The organism is Actomonas spartinae (genome assembly GCF_051209155.1).
In the GTDB taxonomy this organism is placed as follows: Bacteria; Verrucomicrobiota; Verrucomicrobiia; order Opitutales; family Opitutaceae; genus Actomonas.
Genome location: NZ_JBPJGB010000001.1, coordinates 433,678 through 457,288, shown reverse-complemented (window position 1 = coordinate 457,288; position 23,611 = coordinate 433,678). Strand labels below are relative to the sequence as shown.

At 63.3% G+C, this 23,611-nt stretch carries 22 protein-coding genes; 13 read left to right on the top strand and 9 right to left on the bottom strand.

Annotated elements, in window-relative coordinates:
• The first annotated feature begins 151 nt into the window (after positions 1 to 151).
• The 7 genes from AC0MRV_RS01870 to AC0MRV_RS01840 all read left to right on the top strand — a co-directional run bounded on the left by AC0MRV_RS01870 (position 152) and on the right by AC0MRV_RS01840 (position 4,697).
• A complete protein-coding gene (locus AC0MRV_RS01870) occupies positions 152 to 871 on the top strand; it encodes a nucleoside 2-deoxyribosyltransferase (protein ID WP_472762723.1) in 720 nt (239 codons plus the stop codon).
• Between the two features lie 43 nt (positions 872 to 914).
• On the top strand, positions 915 to 1,529 hold the full coding sequence (upp, locus tag AC0MRV_RS01865) for a uracil phosphoribosyltransferase (protein ID WP_472762722.1): 615 nt from the start codon (positions 915 to 917) through the stop codon (positions 1,527 to 1,529).
• Between the two features lie 9 nt (positions 1,530 to 1,538).
• On the top strand, positions 1,539 to 2,000 hold the full coding sequence (locus AC0MRV_RS01860) for a GNAT family N-acetyltransferase (protein ID WP_472762721.1): 462 nt from the start codon (positions 1,539 to 1,541) through the stop codon (positions 1,998 to 2,000).
• Positions 1,997 to 2,875 (top strand): GNAT family N-acetyltransferase, encoded by an 879-nt coding sequence (locus tag AC0MRV_RS01855; protein ID WP_472762720.1) that lies wholly within the window; start codon positions 1,997 to 1,999, stop codon positions 2,873 to 2,875. The genes AC0MRV_RS01860 and AC0MRV_RS01855 overlap by 4 nt, the downstream gene beginning before the upstream one ends.
• A gap of 161 nt (positions 2,876 to 3,036) precedes the next feature.
• Positions 3,037 to 3,333, top strand: a complete 297-nt coding sequence (locus AC0MRV_RS01850; RefSeq protein WP_472762719.1) for a hypothetical protein — start codon at positions 3,037 to 3,039, stop codon at positions 3,331 to 3,333.
• Positions 3,334 to 3,384: 51 nt separating this feature from the next.
• Complete coding sequence (gene can / locus AC0MRV_RS01845) at positions 3,385 to 4,035, top strand: carbonate dehydratase (protein WP_472762718.1); 651 nt, start codon at positions 3,385 to 3,387, stop codon at positions 4,033 to 4,035.
• A 98-nt stretch (positions 4,036 to 4,133) separates the two neighbouring features.
• Positions 4,134 to 4,697 carry a DUF7010 family protein gene (locus tag AC0MRV_RS01840; RefSeq protein ID WP_472762717.1) on the top strand — a complete coding sequence of 188 codons (564 nt, stop codon included), beginning with the start codon at positions 4,134 to 4,136 and terminating at the stop codon, positions 4,695 to 4,697.
• 84 nt (positions 4,698 to 4,781) lie between these two features.
• Here the strand turns inward: AC0MRV_RS01840 and AC0MRV_RS01835 are convergent, their stop codons facing one another.
• Positions 4,782 to 6,410 carry a peptide ABC transporter substrate-binding protein gene (locus AC0MRV_RS01835; RefSeq protein WP_472762716.1) on the bottom strand — a complete coding sequence of 543 codons (1,629 nt, stop codon included), beginning with the start codon at positions 6,408 to 6,410 and terminating at the stop codon, positions 4,782 to 4,784.
• Positions 6,411 to 6,486: 76 nt separating this feature from the next.
• Here AC0MRV_RS01835 and AC0MRV_RS01830 point away from each other — a divergent pair, with 76 nt between their 5' ends.
• Complete coding sequence (locus AC0MRV_RS01830) at positions 6,487 to 7,251, top strand: class I SAM-dependent methyltransferase (protein ID WP_472762715.1); 765 nt, start codon at positions 6,487 to 6,489, stop codon at positions 7,249 to 7,251.
• A gap of 159 nt (positions 7,252 to 7,410) precedes the next feature.
• Here AC0MRV_RS01830 and AC0MRV_RS01825 read toward each other — a convergent pair whose 3' ends face one another.
• From AC0MRV_RS01825 to AC0MRV_RS01815, 3 genes are read right to left on the bottom strand one after another with little or no spacing between them, the layout of a single operon-like run.
• A complete protein-coding gene (locus AC0MRV_RS01825; RefSeq protein ID WP_472762714.1) occupies positions 7,411 to 8,382 on the bottom strand; it encodes a polysaccharide deacetylase family protein in 972 nt (323 codons plus the stop codon).
• A 59-nt stretch (positions 8,383 to 8,441) separates the two neighbouring features.
• A complete protein-coding gene (locus tag AC0MRV_RS01820; RefSeq protein ID WP_472762713.1) occupies positions 8,442 to 8,837 on the bottom strand; it encodes a PaaI family thioesterase in 396 nt (131 codons plus the stop codon).
• A 58-nt stretch (positions 8,838 to 8,895) separates the two neighbouring features.
• Positions 8,896 to 9,711, bottom strand: coding sequence for an arylamine N-acetyltransferase family protein (locus tag AC0MRV_RS01815; protein ID WP_472762712.1), 816 nt, complete (start codon positions 9,709 to 9,711; stop codon positions 8,896 to 8,898).
• 94 nt (positions 9,712 to 9,805) lie between these two features.
• On the opposite strand from AC0MRV_RS01815, the gene AC0MRV_RS01810 reads away from it, so the two are divergent.
• Both AC0MRV_RS01810 and AC0MRV_RS01805 read left to right on the top strand, forming a co-directional pair.
• Positions 9,806 to 10,459, top strand: coding sequence for an RluA family pseudouridine synthase (locus AC0MRV_RS01810; RefSeq protein WP_472762711.1), 654 nt, complete (start codon positions 9,806 to 9,808; stop codon positions 10,457 to 10,459).
• A gap of 296 nt (positions 10,460 to 10,755) precedes the next feature.
• Positions 10,756 to 12,390 (top strand): peptide ABC transporter substrate-binding protein, encoded by a 1,635-nt coding sequence (locus tag AC0MRV_RS01805; protein WP_472762710.1) that lies wholly within the window; start codon positions 10,756 to 10,758, stop codon positions 12,388 to 12,390.
• A gap of 38 nt (positions 12,391 to 12,428) precedes the next feature.
• Here AC0MRV_RS01805 and ligA read toward each other — a convergent pair whose 3' ends face one another.
• Positions 12,429 to 14,216, bottom strand: coding sequence for an NAD-dependent DNA ligase LigA (ligA, locus tag AC0MRV_RS01800; RefSeq protein WP_472762709.1), 1,788 nt, complete (start codon positions 14,214 to 14,216; stop codon positions 12,429 to 12,431).
• Positions 14,217 to 14,446: 230 nt separating this feature from the next.
• Between ligA and AC0MRV_RS01795 the strand changes: the two genes are divergently transcribed.
• From AC0MRV_RS01795 to AC0MRV_RS01785, 3 genes are all read left to right on the top strand, one after another.
• Positions 14,447 to 15,178 carry a glycosyltransferase gene (locus AC0MRV_RS01795; RefSeq protein WP_472762708.1) on the top strand — a complete coding sequence of 244 codons (732 nt, stop codon included), beginning with the start codon at positions 14,447 to 14,449 and terminating at the stop codon, positions 15,176 to 15,178.
• 89 nt (positions 15,179 to 15,267) lie between these two features.
• A complete protein-coding gene (locus AC0MRV_RS01790) occupies positions 15,268 to 15,516 on the top strand; it encodes a hypothetical protein (protein WP_472762707.1) in 249 nt (82 codons plus the stop codon).
• Positions 15,513 to 15,899, top strand: coding sequence for a TA system VapC family ribonuclease toxin (locus tag AC0MRV_RS01785; RefSeq protein ID WP_472762706.1), 387 nt, complete (start codon positions 15,513 to 15,515; stop codon positions 15,897 to 15,899). Before AC0MRV_RS01790 ends, AC0MRV_RS01785 begins: the two co-directional genes overlap by 4 nt.
• A gap of 274 nt (positions 15,900 to 16,173) precedes the next feature.
• Here the strand turns inward: AC0MRV_RS01785 and AC0MRV_RS01780 are convergent, their stop codons facing one another.
• The 4 genes from AC0MRV_RS01780 to AC0MRV_RS01765 form a co-directional block, all read right to left on the bottom strand.
• Positions 16,174 to 16,584: a helix-turn-helix domain-containing protein gene (locus AC0MRV_RS01780; protein WP_472762705.1), complete on the bottom strand. Its 411-nt coding sequence runs from the start codon at positions 16,582 to 16,584 to the stop codon at positions 16,174 to 16,176.
• Positions 16,585 to 17,501: 917 nt separating this feature from the next.
• On the bottom strand, positions 17,502 to 20,078 hold the full coding sequence (locus tag AC0MRV_RS01775; RefSeq protein ID WP_472762704.1) for an ankyrin repeat domain-containing protein: 2,577 nt from the start codon (positions 20,076 to 20,078) through the stop codon (positions 17,502 to 17,504).
• Positions 20,079 to 20,095: 17 nt separating this feature from the next.
• Positions 20,096 to 21,559 (bottom strand): hypothetical protein, encoded by a 1,464-nt coding sequence (locus AC0MRV_RS01770; protein WP_472762703.1) that lies wholly within the window; start codon positions 21,557 to 21,559, stop codon positions 20,096 to 20,098.
• A complete protein-coding gene (locus tag AC0MRV_RS01765) occupies positions 21,556 to 23,493 on the bottom strand; it encodes a hypothetical protein (protein ID WP_472762702.1) in 1,938 nt (645 codons plus the stop codon). The genes AC0MRV_RS01770 and AC0MRV_RS01765 overlap by 4 nt, the downstream gene beginning before the upstream one ends.
• Between the last annotated feature and the right edge of the window lie 118 nt (positions 23,494 to 23,611).

Genomic DNA, 23,611 nt, shown 5'->3' with positions numbered 1-23,611 from the left:
CCGGACGGCGTGAGGACTGTGGAGTGGATCTACGGCTACCTGCGAAAAGTCTGCGGTTCAACTCGCCCCCTTTCCCCGCAAAACCGCGTTGCCCCGGCAGCGCGGTTTTTGTTGCATCTCACTGGCGCCGCCACCGACGTCCTCTCCCCGCGTGAAAAGCAAACTCAAGCCTGCCGCCAAGAGCTACTCGGTCTACTTCGCCGGGGAGCTCTTCGACATCAAACACCTCGTGGGCAACGCCTACCTGGCCGAGGCCATTTACGAGAAATCGCACGGCAAATACCTCTGCCACCTGCCGCAGGACTTTGAGCTGCGCGGGCTCAATCCGCACGTCATCCGCGATCAGGACATCCTCGCCCTCTTTGAGGCCGACCTCGCCATCTTCAACTTTGACGGCACCGAACTCGATAGCGGCACCGTGGTCGAGTTCATGTTGGCCAAGTTCGCCGACATCCCGACCGTCATCCTGCGCACCGACCTGCGCGCCGCTGGCGACCAGGGCAGCGCCCGCCACGACCCGTGGAACCTCATGGCCAGCTTCTACCCGCGCACCGAGGTCGTGCGCGCCGCCAGCCTCATCGATTACCGCGTTCTGCAAAAATCTCGTCTGCGCAAGGCGCCCGACGACATCACCCGCCTCGCCGGCCAGCACGCCTCCGCCACCGCCTCCATCATCTGCGACCGCGTCGCCACTCAGGTCGTGCGGGCGCTCAACAAGGTTCTCAAAACCCCACCCGTCATGCCGGCCAAATCCCGGCCCGACGTCTACGCCTGGCTCGCCCTCATGCCCGGTCTCAAGGGCAAAAAAAAGGAGCTGCACGGCCACCTCGCCAAGCTGCTTGAGCGCAAAGTCCTTCGCGGCCTGCTCTGACCTCAGCAGAATCGAAAATCCACAATCCGAAATCGACAATCCCATGGCCCACCTGCTGCACCACCCCCTCGCGTCGCACATCCTCACCCACCTGCGCGACAAGACCACCAAGCCCGCCACCTTCCGCACCCTCAGCCACCAGATCGGTCTCCTGCTCGCCCTCGAGGCCACCCGCGACCTGCCCACCGGCGTGAAAACCATCGAGACGCCCCTCGAGCAAATGGACGGCACCGTGCTCGAGGAAACCTTGGTGGTCGTGCCCATCCTGCGTGCCGGCCTCGGCATGCTCCAGCCCTACACCGATCTTTTTCCCAACGTGAGCGTCGGCTACGTGGGCTTGGAACGCGACCACGACACCGCGATCGCCCGCAGCTACTACTGCAAACTCCCTCCCGTCGAGGGCTGCCGCGTGCTCTGCGTCGACCCCATGCTCGCCACCGGCGGTTCGGCCGTGCAGGCCGTGCAGATCCTCAAGGACTACGGCGCGACCGACCTGCGCATGGTCTCCATCGTGAGCGCGCCCGAGGGCATCGAAACCTTCGAATCGGCCCACCCCGACGTGCCGGTCATCACCGCCGCCATCGACCGCGAGCTCAACGACCGCAGTTACATCCTGCCCGGCCTCGGTGACTTCGGCGACCGCCTGTTCGACACCTGACCGCCGCCGATGCCGACCGCATCCACCTTTTCAATACGCCCGCTCACTGACGCCCCGGCCGACGATGTCGCCTGGGCGCGCTTGCGGCAGGCCCTTTGGCCCGACTGCCCGGTTGAACGTCACGCCGTGGAGAAGGAGATCTACCTGCGCTCGCCCGGCGTCGTGTTGTTCGCCGTCGATGCGACCGACACCGCCATCGGTTTCGCCGAAGTCAGTCGGCGCCGCGACCACGTCGTCGCCAGCAGCACCGCCACCACGCCCTATCTCGAGGGCTGGTATGTCGAGCCGGGTTGGCGCGGTCGCGGGGTGGGTCGCGCCCTCATCGACGCCGCCGCCGACTGGGCCCGACAAGCCGGATATCGCGAACTCGCCAGCGACGCGGAACTGGACAACGTCGCCAGCCAGACCGCCCACCAGCGCCTCGGCTTCCGCGAAGTCGAACGCACGGTCTCCTTTCTCAAGCCGCTTTGAGCACCTCCACCCTCCCCGTCCCTCTCCTGCGCCCGGCCACCGCGGCCGACCTGCCGGTGCTCGCCGAGATCTACATCGACGCGGTGCGCTCGATCGGGCCCGAGGCTTACTCCGCCGCGCAGGTAGCCGCCTGGGCCACCTGGCCAAGCGCGGAGCCGGAGGAGTTTCGCCAACGCATCCTGGCCGGCCACCCATGGGTGGCCGAGGTCGACGGCGTCGTCGCCGCCTTCGCGGCCTACACCCCCCCCGACCACCTTGATTTCCTCTACACCCGCGGCGACTACGCCCGCCGGGGCCTCGCGACCAAGCTCCACCGGCGGCTCGAGGCCATCGCCAACGAAAACGGCGCGCCGTGGCTGCGCACCGAGGCGAGCTACCTGAGCCGCCCGGCCTTCAACCGCTTTGGTTACCGCGTGACGGAGATCGAGCGGGTGGAACGCTTCGGCGAGATGTTTACCCGCTTCAAGATGCGCAAGCGCCTCACCGTTGGCCCCCCCGCCACCGGCCCCGCCACCGCCGTGCTGCAGGAACACGAGGCCTCGTTCGCCGTCACGCCGGTGGTCGCCGCCGAAGAACAGGTGACCGTGCGCCAAATGGACGAGAACAACCCCGGCTGGTTCAGCGGCAGCGATGCCCGCGGCGTGCCGGGCTACTTTCCGGCGGAATGGTTTCGCATCGACGAACTCCAGAAGCGCGGCACCGCCCAGCGGGACTATGCCGCCACCGAGCTCAACGTTGCGGAGGGTGACCTCGTGCACGTGATCGAGACCGTCTCCGGCTGGCACCTGGTCGTGACCGATGACGGATTGCACGAGGGCTGGATTCCCGTCTCCTGCCTGCCCGAGACCCCGCCCGACACTTGGAAGCCGATCTGATCCTGCGGCCCCCGCGCAGAACCCGGCCTCAAACTTCACCCGATTGTTGCGCCCTCGCCGCCGGGTGGTCTCACGCCTGCTTAATCATGGCGCGACCAACCGAACCTTTTCGGCTCCGGCGGGTCTTGGTTTCAAACCGCAACCTTCAACCGTTCCTCGCCATGGTCTACTTCAGTTCATCGCATCCGTCCCCGGAGACCGCCACGCCGCTGCTCTCCGAGATCATCGCCGAAGCCCTGCAAAACGCCCGGACCTGCCACCTCAACGGCAGGTTTTTTTGTGCCCCGGCCTCGCCGCCCACCCGCTCCGCACAAGCCCCGGAAGAAACCGAGACCGCGCTCTTCGAGTCCGAGCTCCTCGGCATCGCCCGGGACTTCAGCTTCCTCTACGACGCCGACACCGAGGTGATCTACGCCGAGCTCCACCGCCAATTCATCGGTCGGCCGGTCCCCGCGTAACAGACCGCTTTTCCTTGCGAAGCTCCATGGCTGGCGGACACTCCGCGGCCCATGGAAACCTTCCGACGTCTCTTCCAGCAAAACCGCGAATGGGCCGAATCCATCACGCGGGAAGATCCCGAGTTCTTCAAAACCCTCTCCCAACAGCAGACGCCGGAATTCCTCTGGATCGGTTGCGCCGACAGCCGCGTGCCCGCCAACGAGATCATCGGCCTCCTCCCCGGCGAGGTCTTCGTCCACCGCAACATCGCCAACGTGGTCGTCCACACCGACCTCAATTGCCTTTCGGTCATCCAGTTCGCCGTCGATGTGCTCAAAGTGAAACACATCATGGTCGTCGGCCACTACGGTTGCGGTGGTGTGAAAGCCGCCATGACCTGCCAACGCGTCGGCCTCGCCGACAACTGGCTGCGGCACGTGCAGGACGTGAACGACAAACACCGCAACTGCCTCTGCCAGGTCGAGAACGATGAAGACCGCCACGATAAACTCTGTGAGCTCAACGTCATCGAACAGGTCGCCAACGTGTGCCAGACCACCATCGTGCAGGACGCTTGGGACCGCGGCCAAAAACTCATCGTCCACGGCCTGATCTACAGCCTCAAGGACGGCCTGCTGCGCGACATGCACATCAACGCCGCTTCGCAGCAGGAAGCGAGCACCGCCTACCAGACCGCCGTCGCCGAACGCGCCGCCCTCTGACGCCCCGCAGCCACTCGTGCGGTCGGCGGACCGCTGATCCTGAAGCCGTTGTCCTTTTCGCGGGAAGCAACGTCCTCGCTGCACGCTCCCTTACTTCGATGTTCAATCCCCGCTCTCCCCTTTCCCTCGACGAGCAATGGCGCCAATTCGCCGCCGCCCGCTTCCTCACCATGCCCCTGGCCGGCACGATCATGTGGATCGTCATCGGCATCGTTGGCGCCCTCAAGCCCGGCCCCGTCGCCGAGCTCACCATCTTCATCTGCACCGGCTCGATCTTCTACCTCGCCCTCGGTCTGTCCAAGCTCACCGGCGAGGACCTTCTGGGCAAAACAAAGCCCGGCAACTTCTTCGACCGCATCTTCCTCTCGACGATCATCATGGCCTTCATGACCTACTCGATCGCGATCCCCTTCTACCTCGTGGAAAAGAGTTCGCTGCCCATGACGGTCGGCATTCTCACCGGTCTCATGTGGATCCCCTTCTCCATCCTCGCCCGGCATTGGGTCGGACTCTTTCACGGCATCGGCCGCGCCCTCGGCATCGTGGCCGTGTGGTATCTGCTTCCTGAATACCGCTTCACCGCCATCCCGGCGGTGGTGGTCGCCTTCTATCTCGTGACCATCGTCGTCCTGGAAAAACGCTACCGCGCTCTGAACGGGTAGGATCGCCACCGCTCCGCCGCGGCGCCGTAGCACGGCGTCAAGCTGTGGCCGGGGTCGGTGACCCTGTGGTCCGTCTCACCAAGCTCACTCCTCCAAGCGCAGGTATTTGTAGGGATGCTTGTCGAGCGGGTTGGGCCACCAGCCCTTCACCCGCGGGTCGATCAGGTAACCCTGCGTGTAGTGGTAGATCGGGATCAAGGGCATCTCCTCGACCAACATCGCGTCCAACTCCTGCAGCATGTCCATGCGTTTCACCGGATCCAGCTCGGCCATCGAACGCGCATGCAGTTCATCGTAGACGGGATTGCCCCAACCGGTGCGGTTGTTCGGGTTTCCGGTCGTCATGATCTCCACGTAGAGATTGGCGTCGGCGTAAACCGCGATCCAACCCGACCGCGCCACGCCGTAATCCAACTGCGTCATCGAATCGAGGTAGACCTTCCACTCCTGGTTCATGAGCTGCGCGTCGATGCCGAGCTCGCGCTTCCACATCTGCTGAATCGCCTCGGCCACCGCGCGGTGGGTTTCCGAGGTGTTGTAGAGCAACTCCACCGGCGGAATCCCCGCGCCGCCCGGATACCCCGCCTCGGCCAACAAGGCCCGTGCCGCCTCGACGTCATAACCCACCTTCACGCGCGCTTCAAAACCGCCGATACCCGGCGGCGTAAAACTGCCCGCCGGTGCTTCACCACCCAGCGTGATCTTCGATACGATGGCCTCCCGATCGATCGCCAACGCCAGCGCGCGGCGCACGCGCGGATCATCAAACGGCGGTCGCGTGACATTGATCCGATACACGTAGGTGCCCCACTGCGGATCGAGCCGCAGCGGCGAATCGACCTGCGCCGCGTATCCGGCGATCTTGGACACCGGCACGTCGTTGGTCTTGTGCAACTGGCCGCTGCGGAACATGCGCTCCTCGGTGTCGAGGCTGTCGACCGGAAGGAAATGGATTTCGTTCAACCCCACCGTCGCCACATCCCAGTAGTGCGGATTGCGCTCGAGCTCGACCACGCGATTGGGTTGCCAGGACTTGAGCCGGAACGGTCCGCTGGTCGCCAGGTTCTCCGGCTTCGTCCAACCCGAACCCCGCCGGCGCAATCCCCCCGCGGCCTCGATTACATTCGCGGGGACCGGATACCAGGCCGGGTAGGTCATCAGGTCGAGGAAGTAGGGCACTGGATGGGCCAGTCGCACCACCAGTGTGGCCGGATCGGGCGCCGCAAAGCCGACCGTGGAAAAGTCCGTCGTTTCGCCACGATTGTAGGCCGCCGCCCCGTCCACGATCTCGAACAAGTAGGCGTATTCCGCCGCGAGTTCGGGATGCAGGATGCGTTCGTAACCGCGAATGATTTCCGCAGCCTCCAACGGAGTTCCGTTCGACCACTTCAAGCCCGGCCGCAGGTGGAAGGTGTAGGTGCGCCCGTCCGCCGATCGTTCCCAGCTCTCCGCCAACCCCGGCGCCAACTCCCGGCTTTCCGGATCGATGTCCAACAGGCCCTCGAACAGCGCGTCCATGATGTGAAACTCCGGCACGCCCGTCGCAATATGCGGATCGAGGGTCTGCGGCTCCGCCCCGTTGCCCAACAACAACACGCCCTCCCGCACCCCGCGGTCGACCGGCCGCTCGCTGCGGCCACAACCACTCGACCCCACCACCACCCCAAGCATCGCCATCGCCGCCAGACCCCCGAACACGCGTCGTTTTTGCATGGCACGTTTACGACGCAACTCCGCCCTGCGCGCAAACCCGGAGATCGCACGCGGGACTTGTCTTGCGCCCCGATCGATGAACGCTCGAAGCCTCCCCTTCACCATGCGGCTCTGGCACAACAAGACAGTCTGGGAAAAACTCGCGAAGCAGGACCCGTATTGGGCCGTGCTCACCTTGCCCGACACCGCGGGCAACCGTTGGCAGATCGATGAATTTTTCGCCACCGGTCGTGAAACCGTGGATACCGATATTGCCTACCTCGACCGCCACCTGCCGGAGCTGCGCAAAGGCGACGCCCTCGACTTCGGCTGCGGCGTCGGCCGCCTCAGCCAAGCTCTCGCCCACCACTTCGAACGCGTCATCGGCGTCGACATCGCCGCGCCGATGATCGAACTCGCCGCCCAGCACAACCGCCACGGCGAGCGCGTCACCTACGTGCACAATCCGGCCAGCGATCTGCGCCGCTTTCCCGCCGCCAGCTTCGATTTCGTCTACAGCGTGATCACGCTGCAGCACATCCCGCCTGCGCTCATCCGCCGCTACCTGCGCGAGTTCATGCGCATCTGCCGCCCGGGCGGCGCGGTGTTTTTCCAACTGCCCGCCGAGGCACCGTCCAAGCGCTGGCGCTTCTCCTGGTATCCGCCGACGACCTGGATGCGCATCAAACGCTGGTTCCGCAAAGTCACCGCGGTGGATGCCGAAATGGACATGAACGCCCTGCCCAAGCCCGAAGTCATCGCGATCCTCGAATCCGAGGGCGGCAGGATCGTCGACACCCAGACTTATCAGGCCGCCGGCGACCTGGAAAGCTGGTCGTATCTGGTGACGAAAACCCGCTGACCGTCGACCACCCTATTCTTCTCTTTCCTCTTTATCTTTCTCTTTATCCCCACTGGCCGGAATTCGGCCGCATCACACCTTCAACCGGGCGACGCTTCGCGTCGTCAGAGGAAAGAGAACGAGAAAGAATAACGAGCAAGATAGCCGCTGCGCGGCCGCTCACTCCTCCCTCGGAAACAACTTATCCCGGATCTCGCGCGAGTTGATGAGGATAATGCCCTCCTCCTCGATGATGCGACGGGTCTCCGGCGCGGTCGCCCAATCAAAGTCCAGCTGCCGCCACTTCGCGCCCCACAGCGGGTGGTTCACCGTCACTGCGCGCATCTCCTCATCGTCGTAGGCGACGTGCAGCACGATCTGGTTAAGACCCGGCTGCAGGTCGCGCAACAACTGGTTGTAGTGCGCGATCATGCCGTCCGGATAGGTGTTCGGCGGCGCGCCGCCAATGCTGGTGTAAGCGGCGCGATAGCCATCAAAGGCCGCCTTCAATTCCGGCGACTTCACCCGCTGCCCCGTGTGTTCGTGTAGCCGCAGCGGCAGACCGTATTCCTCGCCGAGCCGCAGGTAGAGCTGCATGATTTCCTCGCTCGCCATCATCACGCCCATGTGGCCATCGAGGTGCGTTACATCGATGCCTTGCGCCAAGGCATGATCGATCTGCGCCCGCACTTCGCGCTCCACTTCCTCCACCTTCGCCGCCGCCGCGTAGGCCGGCACGTTGTCATGAAACACGCCCGCCGCGGTCACCAGGCTCGGGACCTGATCTTTGCCCAACAACGGCCCCCACTTGTAGGTGTCCCACTCCGCCGTGAGCGTGATGTGCACGCCGATGTCGGCCGCCGGATTCGCCTGCTGGTATTGCACCACCTCGGCCACCCAGGGCGTGGGCATCATCACGCTCGCAGACGTGACCACACCCTCCTCCATCGCTTTAAAGGTCGCGGCGTTCTGCGAATGCGACACCCCGATGTCGTCACCGTGGATGACCAACAACTTCGCATCCGCCGGGTAACCCAGCCGCTCCTGAATGGTGCGACTGTCAGCATCGGCATGACCATGTTCGTGGGCGGCCAAGGGCGCGGCACAGAGACCAAGCACAAGGGCGGAGGCGGTGATGAGACGGGGTAACATGGCCGCAGCTTGCACCGCCTCGGCCGCCATGATGAGCCAAAACCGTGGCCGCACCCGCCTCAGTCGCTGATCGTCATGCAAGTGCAGGTCGCCGTCGCCACCAACTTGCCGCGCGCGTCGTGCACCTCGCAATCAAGGAACCCGATCCGCAAACCGCGCTGCACCACCTTGGCCGTGCAGGTCAGCCGCCCCAGTTTCACCGGGCGCATGAAGTTCACCTTCAGCTCGATCGTCGAAAAATCATCGTCGTCGTGCAGTTGCCGCCCATAGGCCGTGCCCATGGCCGCGTCGGTCAGCGCCGCAATCACCCCGCCGTGCACGCGCCCCATCGGATTCGCATGCTGCGGCCCGGCCTCGAGCGTGACCGTGGTCACGCCGTCGACTTCCGGTGCGACCTGGAAGCCGACGAGTTTCGAAATGGGCGCGTTCTCAAACTGACTTGCCGATGGAGCCATACGAGGCACCAGAACAGGCTCGCGGCGGGGTGCAACGGCCGACCGCAGATTGTGTCGGCTAAGCCGTCGCCGCCGGTGGCAACGACAATGTCGCCATGACCGGGTGCTCGCCGGGCAGGCCGAACTCATTCCGCAACACCGCCTTCAGCTCCGCCAGATCGCCCACCATCCGGCGCTCGACCCGTCCGTCGGTGTAGCGCCGCAAATATTCGCGGTCACGCAGCACCCGGCGATGATCCGGCTGCACCAACGTGACAATCAGCGAGCGCCGAAAGAGCGAGTCCGGGTGGGTGCTGGTGAACCAGTTCGCGCCCATCACGTCGACCGGATGGATCGGCGTCAGTTCGAGATGAAACACATCCTGCCACTCCCCCGGTGCGAGCTCTACTTCGTGCCGCACCGTGCCATCCTCGCGTCGGGTGAGCCGGCGCCGCTCGTGCGGCGTGTCCTGCACCGCCGTCTCAGCCAGGCGCAGCGGCGCGGTCGGTCCCACGCCGCCAAACCCACCATCGACGAGCCACTCCTCTCCGTCGATCGCCACCCGCAGGCATAGATGCGAACGCCCGGTCACCACCTCCGCCGGCACTTGCCAACGCACCCGCGCCAACATCCGCACCAAATTGAACCCCAGCGCCTCCAGCGCCGCGCCCAGCAGGGTGTTGAGCTCGTAGCAATACCCACCCCGCCCTTCCCGCACGATCTTCTGCTCCAGTTCCGGTAAGGTCACCGGCACGGGCTGGCCCAGATACGGCGACAGGTTTTCAAACGGAATCGCCGTCACGTGCGCCCACAAGATACCCCGCAGGGTCGCGAGCGTGGGCGCGCGCTCACCGGCGTAACCGATGCGGCGAAAATAGGCGTCGAGGTCGAACATGGTTCTCCTTGAACACTCAAATCCGGCCGCAAGTTGCAAGGATCACACGTCGCACTCGACCCCCGCCGCCGGCATCCCTACGCACTGCCCTGCCGTGACCTCGTCCGCCGCCCCCGCCATCCTCTTCGAAGACGCCGACCTGCTCGCGCTCAACAAACCGTCCGGTCTGCTCACGGAGGGCGGCGGCGACCGCGAGTCTGATCTCGAACAATGGGCCTCCGAGCACTGCGGCCGCCCCGTGCACGCCTGCCACCGCCTCGACCGCCTCACCAGCGGCGTCGTGCTTCTGCGCAAAACCGCCCGCCTCAACGCCGCCCTCGCGCAAATCTTCGAGGCGCACCGCACGCGCAAACTGTATTGGGCCCTTGTCGACGGCGCGTGGGACGGCCGTATCCAGAAAATCGACACGCACATCGTGCCGGCCGGACCCGGCCGCTTCGCCAACGCCGCCAGCGGCGGCAAACCGGCGACCACGACCGTGCGCGTGCTCGGTCGCACACCGACCTCCACCTGGCTGGGTCTGTTGCTCAAAACCGGCCGCACCCATCAGGCCCGCCTGCACTGCCTGCACGGCGGCTGCCCGGTCCTCGGCGATCCGCTCTACGGCCGGGAAAACCCCGACGGCTGGTTCGGGCTCCACGCCCGCGAACTCCGCTTCACCCATCCTGGCACCGCCGCGGCACTCGCCATCACCGCGCCTCCACCGCCCGCCTGGACGGACCCCCTCGCCCGGCTGGGCAGCGGGTGATCTCCGGCACCGCCTCCCTGCAGCCGGGCTCATCGGGGTGAGAGGTCCGCGCCCGCCACAACAGCTGCGTGCACCTGAAAACGACGGGCGATCACCTGCGCTACTGTTTCGGGCGGTCGACGACCTTGGGCATTGAGCCTCGCCCCCATCCCCTTCCTGCTTCGCTCAGGTTCCGCGCCCCCCCATCCACGACCGAGGACCCGACAGCGCCAGCAGTTCTGCGCGATCGAAGCGAAGTCGCTGTTTTCACCCCACCCCGAGCGACTCGTCGCCTCCCTTCATCTCTCCCCGTCGCCATGATCAAATCGGCTCAACGCTGCACGCTTCTCACCACCGGTCTGCTCGTCGGCACCGTGGGACTGCTCCTCACCGCCTGTGCCCCGCGCGAATCAGCCGTCGAGGTCGGCAATCGCACCAAAACCCTGCACATCGGCAATGGCGCTGAACCTCCGAACCTGGACCCCCACACCAACAACAGCCTGGTGGTGGGATTCATTCACCAAGCCCTGTTCGAGGGGTTGGTGCGCCTCGCCCCGGACGGCGCCACCGTGCTCCCGGGGGCGGCCGAGTCCTGGGAGATCTCCGCGGACGGCCGCCGCTACACCTTTGCGCTGCGTCCGGAAGGCCGCTGGTCGAACGGCGACCCGCTGACCGCCCATGACTTCGTGGCGGGGATGAGGCGCTTCATGACGCCGGCACTCGGCTGCGAAGCGGTCAACGTCTGCTTCCCGATCGTGGGCGCCCGCGACTACGCCGAGGGTCGCAACGATGACTTCTCCTCCGTCGGCGTGACCGCTCCGGACGACCACACCTTGGTGATTCGCCTCCGGCACCGGACGCCCTACTTCCTTTCCTCCCTCACCAAGGGTCAATTTTCTCCTGCCCATCGGCCTTCGATGGATGCGTTCGATGCGTGGGCCCAACGGGGCGGGGTCTGGACCCAACCGGGCAATCTTGTCTCCAACGGCCCGTTCTTCCTGCACGATTGGCAACCCAACGAGTTCGTCGCGGTGGATCGCAATTCGCACTACTGGAATGCCGACGCCGTGAAATTGCAGGCGATCCACTTTCACCCCATCGAAAACAAGGTGGCCGAGGAGCACGCCTTTCGCGCCGGTCAGATACATGTCACCGTTTCCGTGCCGGCCAGCCGACTGCGCGGGTATCGGGAGCGCCAGGATCCGCGTCTCGTTTCGATTCCCATCCTGAGCACGCGGTTCATCACCTTCGGCACGCAGCAACCTCCGTGGGACGATCCCCGGGTGCGACGCGCCTTTTCTCTGGCCATCGATCGTGAGCGCATCGCGGCCGCCGTGCTGCCGGGCATGGGCGAGCCCGCGTGGACCTACGCCCCTCCCCAATCCGGCGGCTATGACCTGCCGGCCTTGTCCCAGTATGATCCCGCCGAAGCCCAACGGCTGTTGGCCGAGGCGGGCTACCCGGGTGGAGCAGGGTTTCCGGCGGAGGAATTCACCCTGCCCAGTCGCGACTCCGACATGTTGAACTTCGGCCAAGCGCTGCAACAGGCGTGGCGCGAAACGCTGGGCGTGGATCTGCAGTTGGCGCCCATGGAATTCAAGGTGTGGATCGACATGGTCCGCAGCAAAACCCTCCGCCTGTCCTACGACTCTTGGTTTTTGTCCGTCGATGACCCCGTGGAAGTGCTGGCGCTGGGGGTGACCGGCGACCCCAACAATTCAGCCGACTGGCGCAACGAGGACTACGACGCGGCCTTCGCCCAAATCGAGCTCGCGACCAACGAAGCCGAGCGCGCCGCCGCCATCCTCGCGTGCGAACAGATCATTGCGGACCAAGTGCCCTACGCCCCAGCGTATCACGACATCGCCAACCGGCTGGTCCACCCCTCGGTGCAAGGCTGGCACCCCAACGCGGTGCAATACATCGACTGGACCGCCATCTGGTTGCAGTGAACCCGCCCCGCCTGGACGCCCCCCTCGCGAGCCTGAACTCAGCGTGAGTCCAGAATGGCCGCCAGTCGCCGGACGACGTCCCGGCGGCCGGGCTCTTTCAACGTCTCCTCCAAGTCGGGATCCTCCAGCAGGTCACTGAGCCGCGCGATCTTCGCCGCCAGTTCGCGCGCGCCAGACGGCCCGAGTCCGGGCAAACCCAGTCCCACCAGCACCCGCGCCAGCGGAGCGTCGCGGCTCTCCGCGATTGCCGCCACCAGTTGTTCGGCCGTGCGCATGCCGACGCCCGGCAACTCCACCAGCTGCTCGATGGTGAGTCCATACAGGTCCGGGATGGCCTGCACCAATCCGGCCTCGACCAGCTTCTTCACCATGCCCGGCCCCAGTCCGCGAATGCCCAGTGCCTGCCTGGACGCATAGTGCAGCACGCGTTGCTCCAACTGCGCCGCACACGTCCAGTTCGGGCACGCCACCTGCGTAACCGGTTTGTCAATACGCAGGGGCTCTCCGCAACTCGGACAACGTTGCGGCAACGCCAGCGGCTCCGCTCCCGCCGCCCGTTGTTCGACCACCACGCCGGCCACCTGCGGAATGATCTGCCCGGCCTTTTCGATCCAGATCGTATCATCGCGATGCAGCTCACGCCGGACAAACTCCGCCGCGTTGTGCAACGACGCCCGGGTGATCGTGGCGCCACCGATCACCACCGGATCAAACTCCGCCACCGGCGTCAGCGCGCCGGTGCGACCCACCTGCCACACCACCTGCCGCAGACGGGTTTCCGCCCGTGGCGGGGAGAATTTGCGCGCCAGCGCCCAGCGGGGCGCGGTAGGACCGTTGCCCAACGCCGTTTGCCGGGCCGCGTCGTCGACCTTGAGCACCACGCCGTCGGTGGGATACGGCCAATCGCGCGAGCGCACGACCGCGATCGCGGCGTTGAGTTCGGCGGCCGTGCGCGGCGTCACAAAACTCGCGTCCTCCACCGCCGGCAATCCCACGTCTCGCAGCCATTGCTGAAACGCCTTCACCGACGGCGGCGCCGCCTCGACCGGCTTCACCGCGCCCCAACCATGGAACACGATGGACAGGCCGCGCGCGGCGACCTCGGTCACGTCGTCCAATTTGATCGATCCCGCCGCCACACTGCGCGGATGCCGGAACGGCTCCAGTCCCGCGGTCTCCCGTTCCTCATTGAGCCGGGCAAAGACCGCATGACTCAGGAACACCTCGCCCCGCAATTCGATCTCTTCGATCCGTGGCCGCTGCAGATCAAAGGCCCACTCGTAATCGAGCCCACGCACCGCCCGAATCTGCACTGTGACATCCTCCCCGGCCGACCCGTCACCGCGCGTGGACGCCGAGACCAAGGCCCCGCGGCGCAACACCACGTTGACCGCGACACCGTCAAACTTGGGTTCGATTGCATACTGCGCCGATTTCCCCGGTGACACGGCCGCCACCCGGTCAAAAAAAGCCGCCACCTCGTCTTCCGAGTAAGCCTTGTCGAGGCTCAGCATCGGCTGGCCGTGAACAACGCGGACCGCGTCGCCGCTGAGATCGTCCCCCACCGAGGCCGAGGACGATACCCCTGCTTCCTCCTCGAGCCGGCGCAGTTCCAGCTTCAGCAGGTCGTATTCGTAGTCCGTGATCTCCGGCGCCGCCTGCCGAAAATACAGGTCGTCGTGATGCGCGATCTCGCTGCGCAGAGCCGCGATCCGATTCAGCAGCTCCTCTTCCGCCGCCATCGCCGCGCTCGCGCCCCACCCAACGAGCGTCGCGCACACCAAGACCCGCCACCACAAAGCACCAGAAACAGCCGAGGTCTTCATACCCCCTGTAACGCAGCCAACCGCCCCAATCTTGCAGCAAAGTGCCCCGCCGCCGACCAGGTGGACGCGGACGTCCTCGACCGCGTGGTTGGTCTGCCCCTCCGCATTCAGCTCTGGGTGGACGCGGACGTCCCCGACCACGTCTCTCACCTGCCTCTCCGCCCTGTCCCAATCGTAGCAACAAGACCCTCACCTTGCACGAACCCGCACCCCGCCCACCTTGCCTGACCGTGCGCGTCTCCATCATCGTCCCCGCCTTCAACGAGGAAAAACTCCTCGGCGCCTCGCTAACCGCGATCAAGGCGGCGACGCGCGCCTGGACGGACCTCGGCTGGGAGCACGAGTTGATAGTCTGCGACAACAACTCGACCGACCGCACCGCCGCCATCGCGACAGAGCACGGGGCTCACGTGGTCTTTGAACCGATCAATCAAATCGCCCGCGCCCGCAACCGCGGCGCCAGCATCGCGCAGGGCGACTGGCTGCTCTTCATCGACGCCGATTCCGCGCCCAGCGCCGGCCTCTTCGCCGACCTCGCCGCCGCCATCCAAACCGGTCGCCACCTCGCCTGCGGCGCGACCCTGCGCTTCCACCATCGCAGCCTGCTCCTCCGTTTCCTCGCGACAACCTGGCGCCTCTGGAGCCGCACGGTCCGCCACATGGCCGGCGCCTTCGTTGCGGTGGAGGCCGATGCCTTCCGCGAAGTCGACGGCTTCTCGGCCGAGTTCTACGCCGGCGAAGAACTAGACCTTTCCCGCCGCCTCAAGCGCCTCGGCCACCGTCGCCAGCCCCGTCAGACGATCACCATCCTCGCGGCCCATCCCCTCGACACCTCCAGCCGCAAAGTGACGCTCTACACCACCCGCGAGCTCCTCACCGTCGCCCTGCGCTACCTCCGCCGCCCCCGCCAAACCCTCCGCCACCGCGACGCCGTCTCCCCGTGGTATGACGGCCGCCGCTAAACTGAGTTAGGATCGCGATAATATTTCACTTGGAGCCGACCGGAGAAAGCCTGTTGAAAATCGTATGAACGTCGCCAAGCGTCGACCCGATGAGCATCGCCACCAAGAAGACCGCGTCCGAGCAGGCGGCGACCAAGAAGCTCCCGGGCAACAAAGGAACCCTTAAGAAGGCGGCTTCCAAGAAGGCGACTGCGAAGAAGACCGCGCAAAAACGCAGGTTTGCCCCGTCCGGGATGAGAATTCACCCGGTGTCAGGCCTTCCCTACATTCCCAGCCAACCAGGGCAGAAACCAATTGCGGCCGATCGGGTGGCAACTCTGCTCGACGAGCTACCGTGACCTACCTGCTCGATGTAAACGTCCTTCTTGCTCTGCTTAGCGAACGGCACACGGACTTTTCTCGAGCCCATCGTTGGCTCGGCGGGTTGTCGGCCACCACCCGATTCGCGACCTGTTCTATTACCGAAATTGGTGCCATGCGGGTGGGCCTCCAAGTGGGAGTGTTTCCCGATCTCCCCACCGCTCGTCGGACGCTTGGCGCGCTTCTCTCCTCAAAACGCTTCAACTTGCTGCCGGACGACGTCGGAGTGGCCAAGCTACCGAAATACGTGAAGGGCCCTAAACAGATCACCGACGGTCACTTACTTGCACTCGCTGAGCGACATGGCGCGCGACTAGCCACCCTCGACCGCGGGATCCCGGACGCCGAACTGATCGCCTGATCGGAAGTCGCTAAGCCAAACCCATGCCTCCCCGGCAAGACCGCCGACGTGGCCCTCATGCTGACAATGTGACGACATGACCCCGTCTGCCTGCCCCGTCTGCCTGCCCATGCCTCCCCGGCAAGACCGCCGACGTGGCCCTCATGCTGACAATGTGACGACATGACCCCGTCTGCCTGCCCGTCCTGCTTAGGATGCCGGCTGTGCGGGATGCCGTCGCTCGAATCAAGCGCTAGGAAGGCATTCGCGTAATCCGCTAAAAGTGGCGCGCGGCTCACGATCTTCCAAGGCTCAGCGCCCTATGGATGATCTCTGCTACCCCCCGTTGAGACAAGAGCCTCCCGGTTCGTTGTTCGATCCACAACTGAGCGTGCGCGGTGCTCTCGAAGTTCCCCCGGCGGACCTTGGCTTCGAATTCCTGCTTCCGGGTGCCTTTTAGGGTCGGAGGGCGGCCGGTCGACTTACCGCGTTTCAGAATACCCTCCAAGCCATCCTCCCGGAACGTCCGCCAGTAATTGAAGGCCGTTCGACGGCTGACTCCATGCACCTTGGCGATTTCGTCGGTCGTTTGCTCGCTCCGGAGCATGCTCTCCAAAATCCGCAGTCGCGACTTTTGCCAGGGCTCAGAGGCCCTTCGCAGCGCCGTGCGCACCACCGCCAAATCGTCACGTGTCCTTTGGTCCATGGCCCAGTTTCGAAGACAAAACCCTTCAGAACGGCCAAGTGCAAAACATTAGTTCCGCTTTCCTAAGTTACAGATCCAGCGTTGTTTCAGCAAAATGAACCGATTAGTGTCCTCAGGAAAATGCCCCTATTCGTGGCCATCTGACACTTTTATGGGTCACTCACCAGGCGTGGTGAGTGACTCATTAATTTTCAGCGGAATGGCTCAATTCTCGTCCGAGAAAAGGGAGGTCGGAAAGCGAATCGCCGTGTGAATGGCTCGATTAGTGTCCCTACCTGGATTTTAACGCGCAGGCCGATCTCGCCGCAATGGAACCCTAATGCAGTTTCAGACATAAAGATCTCCACCGCAAAATTTGCTATTAATTGTATTTCCGCTGTTTACGAGCTCACTGATCTGCATTTCCGAAGAACCAAAAGTTCGCGGAGACCTTCGGGAGTGTCATTTTTCAATTTCGCCATTTCGCTAAGGCGTAGTCAGCTTGAACGTGGTTAGCCAGTTGACCTGCTTTATGAAGCTGGATCGGCGAAATCACAGGAACCAAGAGTCCGACTGACCTACCCCGGGACTCTAAAATTGGCGCTCCAGCACTGGGGGGGCAGGTCAAGCGCCCGCCACTCCGCCTGCGTCACCGCAAACTTGCCGAGATAGAAATCATCCACGAACTACACCCGATGCCGCGGCTCCTCATCTTTCGCTCCCCACGTCCAAACACCCCCCCCGCGACCCGATCCACCCCAGCCCCGCCGGAATCCGCCGAAACGCCATCGCCAACCCACCCGGCAACGGCAGCAGCAGGTCAGGCTCAGCTCGGGTGATTTCCCAGCGATCGGTGTTCATGCGTGTTCGGTTTCTCCTTTTGACATGGAGTGGCGACAAAAAATCGGTCGGTTTCGCGGTATACTTAGGACCCTGTTTCAACGGTGAGGAGCGAGCAGTTGCTCACACTCGCGCAGGGCTTTCTTCACCTCCGTGATCATTTCATTGTCGACGTCACTCTTCCCAGACTCCAACTCCAGCAGCCTTCGGAAACTGCGCTCCGCCCCGGACATGTGCTCAATCAAAAGCGCCTCTTCATTCAGCAACTCGGGACGCATCCAATTCCCAATTTCGAAATAAAGGGAGCCGAGAATGCGCCATGACCACGGGGAATCCGGGTCTTCCTCCGCGTGGGCGGCAAAAGACGCCACGGTCTCGGCATACTCTTCCCGCTTAAATTCGTAGAGTTCCCGGAGGCAGTCGATCTGTCGACTGGCAACGGCGACCTTGAAAGCGTCGATCTCTTGGCGGGCCGCACCCTGGCCGATTTCGTAGCTGATTTCACCTCCGTGTCGGAGCAGTGCCCGCACCGTCTGTGGATTGCCAAAACGGATTCCTACCACGAGGGCGTTTGCCCCTTTAGGATGTCTCGCATCGGGGTCCGCCCCGGCGGCAACCAAGTCATCAACCAAATCACCATCACCGAATGCCGCCGCAATGTGAATGATCGCGTCACCCGTTCGGTTGGTTTGCTTCACATCCGCACCGTTCGCTATCAGCGTATCCACCATGCCTCGTAGCTGCGGTTTCTGTGGCAACTCTTGAATGAGAGCGCCCAAGAAGGAGTTGCCGTTATCGAACACCAAATCGGTGCCGAGCCCGGCCTCCACCAACGCCTCCGCAAAGGCAAATTTGCCCGCCACCGCCGCCACCCCCAATGCGGCATTCCCTTGCTGCCGATCCTTGACGCCTGGGCTGAGAACCTGCAGCAGACGCACGGCGTCTGTGGTTTCGTCCGTGGTGGCCACAAACTGAGGCAATGGTGCCATCATCGGCGGCATCGTTGCCCCCGCTTCGGGGCTCAACGTAACGTCGGCTCCCGCTCGAACCAGAATGTCAGCCAGGCGGATCATCGCGTCCTTGGATTCACTTTCGTTGAACTGCAGCAGAATGGCCCCGATACCCGTGAAGGTCACCCCTGCCGTCGGCACCGGGCGATGATTCACGTCGCCACCTTGTTCAATCCAGGCCTCGACCTCCGCGAGGAAGTCTTCGTCGACACGCTCCCCCATCATTACCCGGGTGCGAATATCCCGAGACAATGATTCCGTGGCCACCGCCGGAGCGACTGGCGTTGGACTGTCCGCCAATAACGCTGCCGCCATCTCATTCTCAGAGAGCCTGACGATCGATCTAAACGACAAGCCGGCCATCACGACGTTGGGGTCGGCTCCGAGGTCCAGCAGCAGCTTCAAGGCGGCGCGGTTATCCGCCGCCAGAAAAATGGGACTCGGCATGAGCGCTCCTATTTCTTCCCAGTCGTCGCGCTCAATACTCACCCCGGATTCGACAAGTTTTTCCACGAAGCGGTAGTTGCGCAACATCACAGCCATATCGATGGGGCGCTGTCCATCGCCGTTCGGCGTATCGAGGGAGAGACCGTGTTCGACGTAGAGGTCGATCATGTCGGTTTGGCCATAAAATGCCGCCCAAGTCAGCGCCGTTTCACCGGCGGCATTTCGACGGTCAACCTCGGCTCCCTGTTCGATCATCCAACGGGCAACGTCTTCGTTGCCGGATGCCGCCGCCAACATGAACGGAGTCATCCCTTCATCGCCAAGCACCATGGTGTTGATCTCGTCGGCGGAAAGCGCGGCCTGAACCTCAGCGAGCGTTCCCGACAAAATGAGTTTCGCGACCAACGGAACATCCTGATCACCCGGGAACCACTTGTTGGCCAGATCACCGGCAATCTTGACCTGCTGGGCGCGCTCCACCTCCGCCTCCTCCGCCCGCTGGCTCGCGTCCTCCGCCTCGCGCTGCGCCCGTTCGGCCTCCCGCTCTCGCACTTCAATCACCCGCGAGGCGTCCTCGACCCGGCGCTCCGCATCCATAATACGCCAGCCTGCGACAGAGCCCGCCGCCAAGAATACCACCGCCGCGCTTGCCCAGAGGACCCTGCGCCGTTGTTCAGCCACCCGGTGTCGCCGGGCTAGATCGTCAAAGCCCACTTCGAGCGCACCGGCGAGCACCTTGAGCAAACTGTTCTTTCGGCCATCGCCCTGTGGCCGCAGGTCGGCCGCCAGCGGGTGCGCGGGGTGACGAAGGCTCTTTGGGAAACACTCCAACGGTACCCCGTTGGCGTCCGTTTCATTCGTATTCCGCTTGCCGTCCACGATGACGGCCAGCACCCGGTCGATTCCGTGCTTCTCGATGAAGTAATCGACCTCGTGATTAACCCAATGGGAATTCGCCGAATGAGGAGAACACAGCACGATCAAATAGCGTGAGTCATCGAGTGCGTTCCGCAGGCTGTCATTCAATTGCCCGGCAGCCGGCAATTCGGTCCGGTCACGGAAGATGGGGCGCAAATGCCGACCGACTGTGGTTCCGTCATTCAGCTTGGAACCGCGAATTGGTGCTGGGATGGGAAAGTGCTCCAAGCTCTTTTGTAGCCAGTTAGCCTGCTCGGAGTCGGCGGAAGAATAGGACAGGAAGGCCCAGTATTTTTTCATGAGCTTTTGGGATAAGCTTACCACAGATCCACCACACGTGTAGCGTGATACCACTCCATGGTTTCGTCGGCAAAAAGGTCTTCAGTGCGGGCGACCCACTCTTGCAATAGGCGCTCGCTTCCACCGATCGGAGTTTCGGCCGCTAATCGATCCAGTTTAGCCACCATGTCCGGATAGCGGACCGCGCGGCGATCATGGTCCAGAAGACGCGACGAGGACTGAATCCACGCCGCCACCATCGGCACCGCGACGGGAAACATGCACACCACCGCCGCGCTCACCCAACACGCCGTTTCCATGCCCCAACCCCAGATGTTGTTGTAAAACACCACCAGCAAAACGAGCGGAAGAGAGCCGAGCAGGGTCAGCGCAGTGCCCGCTCCCCCGCGGACCCGTTTGACCGACTTTTCGCCGTTCTTCGCGAAATAGTCGCGTTGGTTCAGCAAGCGCTTCTCCAAATATCGCTGCTGATACCTAGCTCGGTCGAAAACGGGTTTCTCAATTTCGTGCCGCAATACCCCCACCGTCACAGCGAAGCGACGCCACTCCGGGCGCTTTCGCGCCAAGGCAGAACGCAATGGATCCAACACCGGCTGACCAAACTCCGCGCACTTCGCCACCTGCACTGCATAGCGCGACTCGGTCCAGACATCCCGCGACTTTTTGTGCCGCTCCCAAACCTTTCCGCCCAGCACCACGATCACGAAACCAAACTCCAGCATCGCCACCACGATGGCAAAACTCGGCAGCCAGTCCGCACCGCCGTAGAGCCCTTCCATCAACTGCGTCAGGGTCACGACAAGGGCTGACACTGAAGCCAGTCCCATCGTCCAAACCGCGATATCCCGAAAGGTTGTGGCATCGGTCTTAGCCAGTTCGGACAAGTTGGTCTTGAGCTGAGCCGCAGCATCGATTGGCGACTGCTCCAGCGCGGCGTCCGAAAGGACGCCTTTCTCCACGAGCAGCTTCCAAGTCTCATCGAGGCCCAGCCATTCCTGGTCAAAACCACCGCGGATGACTGCCTCGCCTGGCTTGCCCGATACCACTACCCACGGCAAAGAGCGATGTTTCGCCTGCTCCAACAACTGTTCCCCACGTTCGGTTGGTGCCGATCGAACAAACACAACCACATCCGCCACATCGACCGCCCGAAACGCATCGTCATACTCACTGAAGTCATCGTTTTGAGCAGCACTCGCGCCCACCGGCTTCGCTTGCTCCGAAACGGAAGCTTCGGGTAAGCGCACGAGCGCTCGCATATCGCTCACGCTGCGCTCGCAGCCCGCCCACTCAAGATGCAATCGCCCGTTCAACCTCGCCACCTGCCGCTGCAGCTTGCCCAGCTCTGTCTCCAACTTCTGGGCACAAACCAGCAACGCCGCAGATTCCGCATCCGTCACGATCACGCTGACCACCCAAACCGGGCTCAATCGCACTGGCTGAATTTTTGACTCCGGCTGATGGGCGGATCGAGCACTCATACTTCGGGCAATTCTTTGGTGTAGAGCATCCGCCACTCCGTGACTTCGGAGATCATGTCGTCGGTAATGGCCTCCACCACCTGCAACGCCTCCAGGGTTGCGCTGCCGCAATCCGACGCCGGATTGGCACGCATGACCTGTAGCTCGGCCAAGGTCGCTTCGATCTGTTTTCGCCGGGCCTGCAGCATGTCCATCATCACAAGTGATCGCTCGTGCAGTCGCTGACACTCCGACTGAAACCGCAGCCCGTTGAGCCCCGCCAAGGCCGCAGGGATGAGCACGGCCACCACGACCATGGAGGTCTTCACAATCGAAACGTGGTTGTAGATGGCGTCCGGCCAGAGGTGGAATAGGAAGCCGAAGAGCAGCACCACGTCGGCTCCGACGGCCCATACGACCCAATGGCCCAAACGCTTGGTCGCGTTATTCAGCACGTGATGCATCGCGTGCATGCGGTCGGCATTCTGCTCGTGGTAGCCAATCTGGCCCCGGCCGGCCGTCGCGCCATCCGCGACGCAACCCAACCAATCGTCGCCCACCGCGCGCAACGCCGCTTCCGCGTTGGTCCTAATGATCGGCACACGTTTGCCATTACCCACATCGTAGTGCTCCATTGCCGACTCCGCCGGCGAAAGGGAGCGCAGGCACGCGTTGAAAAACCAATCCGCTGGCCCTTGCCGAGACAGTCGTGCATCACTGTGCGGGTGAGCCGAAACAACCGGTTGATACGATCCGACTGCCGGCAGGAAATAGAGGGATCGAAACCGTTCCGCCAGATACCGAAAATCCACCGCCCGTTCCGACCAGCGCTTCGAATTCGCGCGATGAATTGTCTGCGCCATTTGATAGACGACATAGAACTCAGCCGCCGCCAGCCCTAGCAGGATCGCGTAAGACCAAGTTCCTTTGGCATACAACGAAACCACCAAGGCCGAGGTCGCCAACAGCACCGCCAAGAACGCCCGCCGGATGTTCATCCAAAATCCACCCCGGTAACAGTCGCTGTAGACGTAGTTCAACTTCTTCGCGCGCTCCCGCCAATTACACACCTGGCCCTCGGACTCCGCCGTAGTACTCAACTTGGGCTTACCCGGCAGGTGCAGTTCGAACCGATTCTGCAGGCGCTTCCACGCCTTGTTTGCCCGCGCCTGGAACTTTCGCCCCCAATCCGATTGCGCCTGATCAACTGCAAAGAACTTCTCCAACACTTTCGCATCGATCTGTCCCTCGTCGGCACGAGGGCCGCCTAACAGGGAATCCACCGTCAGATTCAAACGCTCCCATATCGGGTCATTCGCCAAAGGGTTGGATAAGATCGCAGCCCAATTCGGCGGCGCCCCATCACTGGGCAACCGAAGCGCAGCAGCGCCATTCGTAGGATTGATGACTAGCACCGGAAGCTCGAACGCCAGCGCCGCTTCAACCGTTTCCGCCGTCCCTCCAATCGCGCCTTTGGCCAGCGGATCAAAAACCGCTAGCAGCATATCCGCCTGTCTCAGCAGCAGCCGTGATTGCAAACGATATCCCCGAGCCCGACACAAGTCTGCAAAAGCCTTGGTCTCCGGCGCGGCATCTTCCGCGGCCCGTTCGTAGCGTCCATCGCCACACAGCACGTATTCACACGCCGCAAGCTGCCGATCAAACTCAGGCAAAAAGTCCTTTGCCCTGCTCGATCGGTAGGACTCGATCGATCCCGGCAACACCGCCGCCAGCCGCAAATCCACGCCCTCGATCATCGAACCCAACAGCACCTCCCCCGCCAGCGCATCCGCCCCCTCAGCCAAACCCGTGATGAGTCTTAAACAGGGAGCCTCATCCGCATAAAACCGACGCAACGGAAACGCACTGTCGAGATCCACCACTGCCTGACCGTGTTTCAACAACCGTTCTGAAACCCGCTGCACGATTTGTTCGAGTAATAACTGAAAACTCACCCCCCCCCGGGGTAACTGCCGGTTTCCGGCAAACGCGACCCGGAGAGTGAGACGTGGTCGACTAGGTGCCGCGGTTTGACGAGATTTCGCAGATGTCATGATCAACAGCAGGGGGTTA

What these genes read in the sequence shown, in the direction of transcription:
- upp (WP_472762722.1), top strand. Translation starts at nt 915, where the DNA reads ATGGCCCACCTGCTGCACCACCCCCTCGCGTCGCACATCCTCACCCAC.
- AC0MRV_RS01860 (WP_472762721.1), top strand. Translation starts at nt 1,539, where the DNA reads ATGCCGACCGCATCCACCTTTTCAATACGCCCGCTCACTGACGCCCCG.
- AC0MRV_RS01850 (WP_472762719.1), top strand. Translation starts at nt 3,037, where the DNA reads ATGGTCTACTTCAGTTCATCGCATCCGTCCCCGGAGACCGCCACGCCG.
- can (WP_472762718.1), top strand. Translation starts at nt 3,385, where the DNA reads ATGGAAACCTTCCGACGTCTCTTCCAGCAAAACCGCGAATGGGCCGAA.
- AC0MRV_RS01840 (WP_472762717.1), top strand. Translation starts at nt 4,134, where the DNA reads ATGTTCAATCCCCGCTCTCCCCTTTCCCTCGACGAGCAATGGCGCCAA.
- AC0MRV_RS01835 (WP_472762716.1), bottom strand. Translation starts at nt 6,410, where the DNA reads ATGCAAAAACGACGCGTGTTCGGGGGTCTGGCGGCGATGGCGATGCTT.
- AC0MRV_RS01830 (WP_472762715.1), top strand. Translation starts at nt 6,487, where the DNA reads ATGAACGCTCGAAGCCTCCCCTTCACCATGCGGCTCTGGCACAACAAG.
- AC0MRV_RS01825 (WP_472762714.1), bottom strand. Translation starts at nt 8,382, where the DNA reads ATGTTACCCCGTCTCATCACCGCCTCCGCCCTTGTGCTTGGTCTCTGT.
- AC0MRV_RS01820 (WP_472762713.1), bottom strand. Translation starts at nt 8,837, where the DNA reads ATGGCTCCATCGGCAAGTCAGTTTGAGAACGCGCCCATTTCGAAACTC.
- AC0MRV_RS01815 (WP_472762712.1), bottom strand. Translation starts at nt 9,711, where the DNA reads ATGTTCGACCTCGACGCCTATTTTCGCCGCATCGGTTACGCCGGTGAG.
- AC0MRV_RS01805 (WP_472762710.1), top strand. Translation starts at nt 10,756, where the DNA reads ATGATCAAATCGGCTCAACGCTGCACGCTTCTCACCACCGGTCTGCTC.
- ligA (WP_472762709.1), bottom strand. Translation starts at nt 14,216, where the DNA reads ATGAAGACCTCGGCTGTTTCTGGTGCTTTGTGGTGGCGGGTCTTGGTG.
- AC0MRV_RS01790 (WP_472762707.1), top strand. Translation starts at nt 15,268, where the DNA reads ATGAGCATCGCCACCAAGAAGACCGCGTCCGAGCAGGCGGCGACCAAG.
- AC0MRV_RS01780 (WP_472762705.1), bottom strand. Translation starts at nt 16,584, where the DNA reads ATGGACCAAAGGACACGTGACGATTTGGCGGTGGTGCGCACGGCGCTG.
- AC0MRV_RS01775 (WP_472762704.1), bottom strand. Translation starts at nt 20,078, where the DNA reads ATGAAAAAATACTGGGCCTTCCTGTCCTATTCTTCCGCCGACTCCGAG.
- AC0MRV_RS01770 (WP_472762703.1), bottom strand. Translation starts at nt 21,559, where the DNA reads ATGAGTGCTCGATCCGCCCATCAGCCGGAGTCAAAAATTCAGCCAGTG.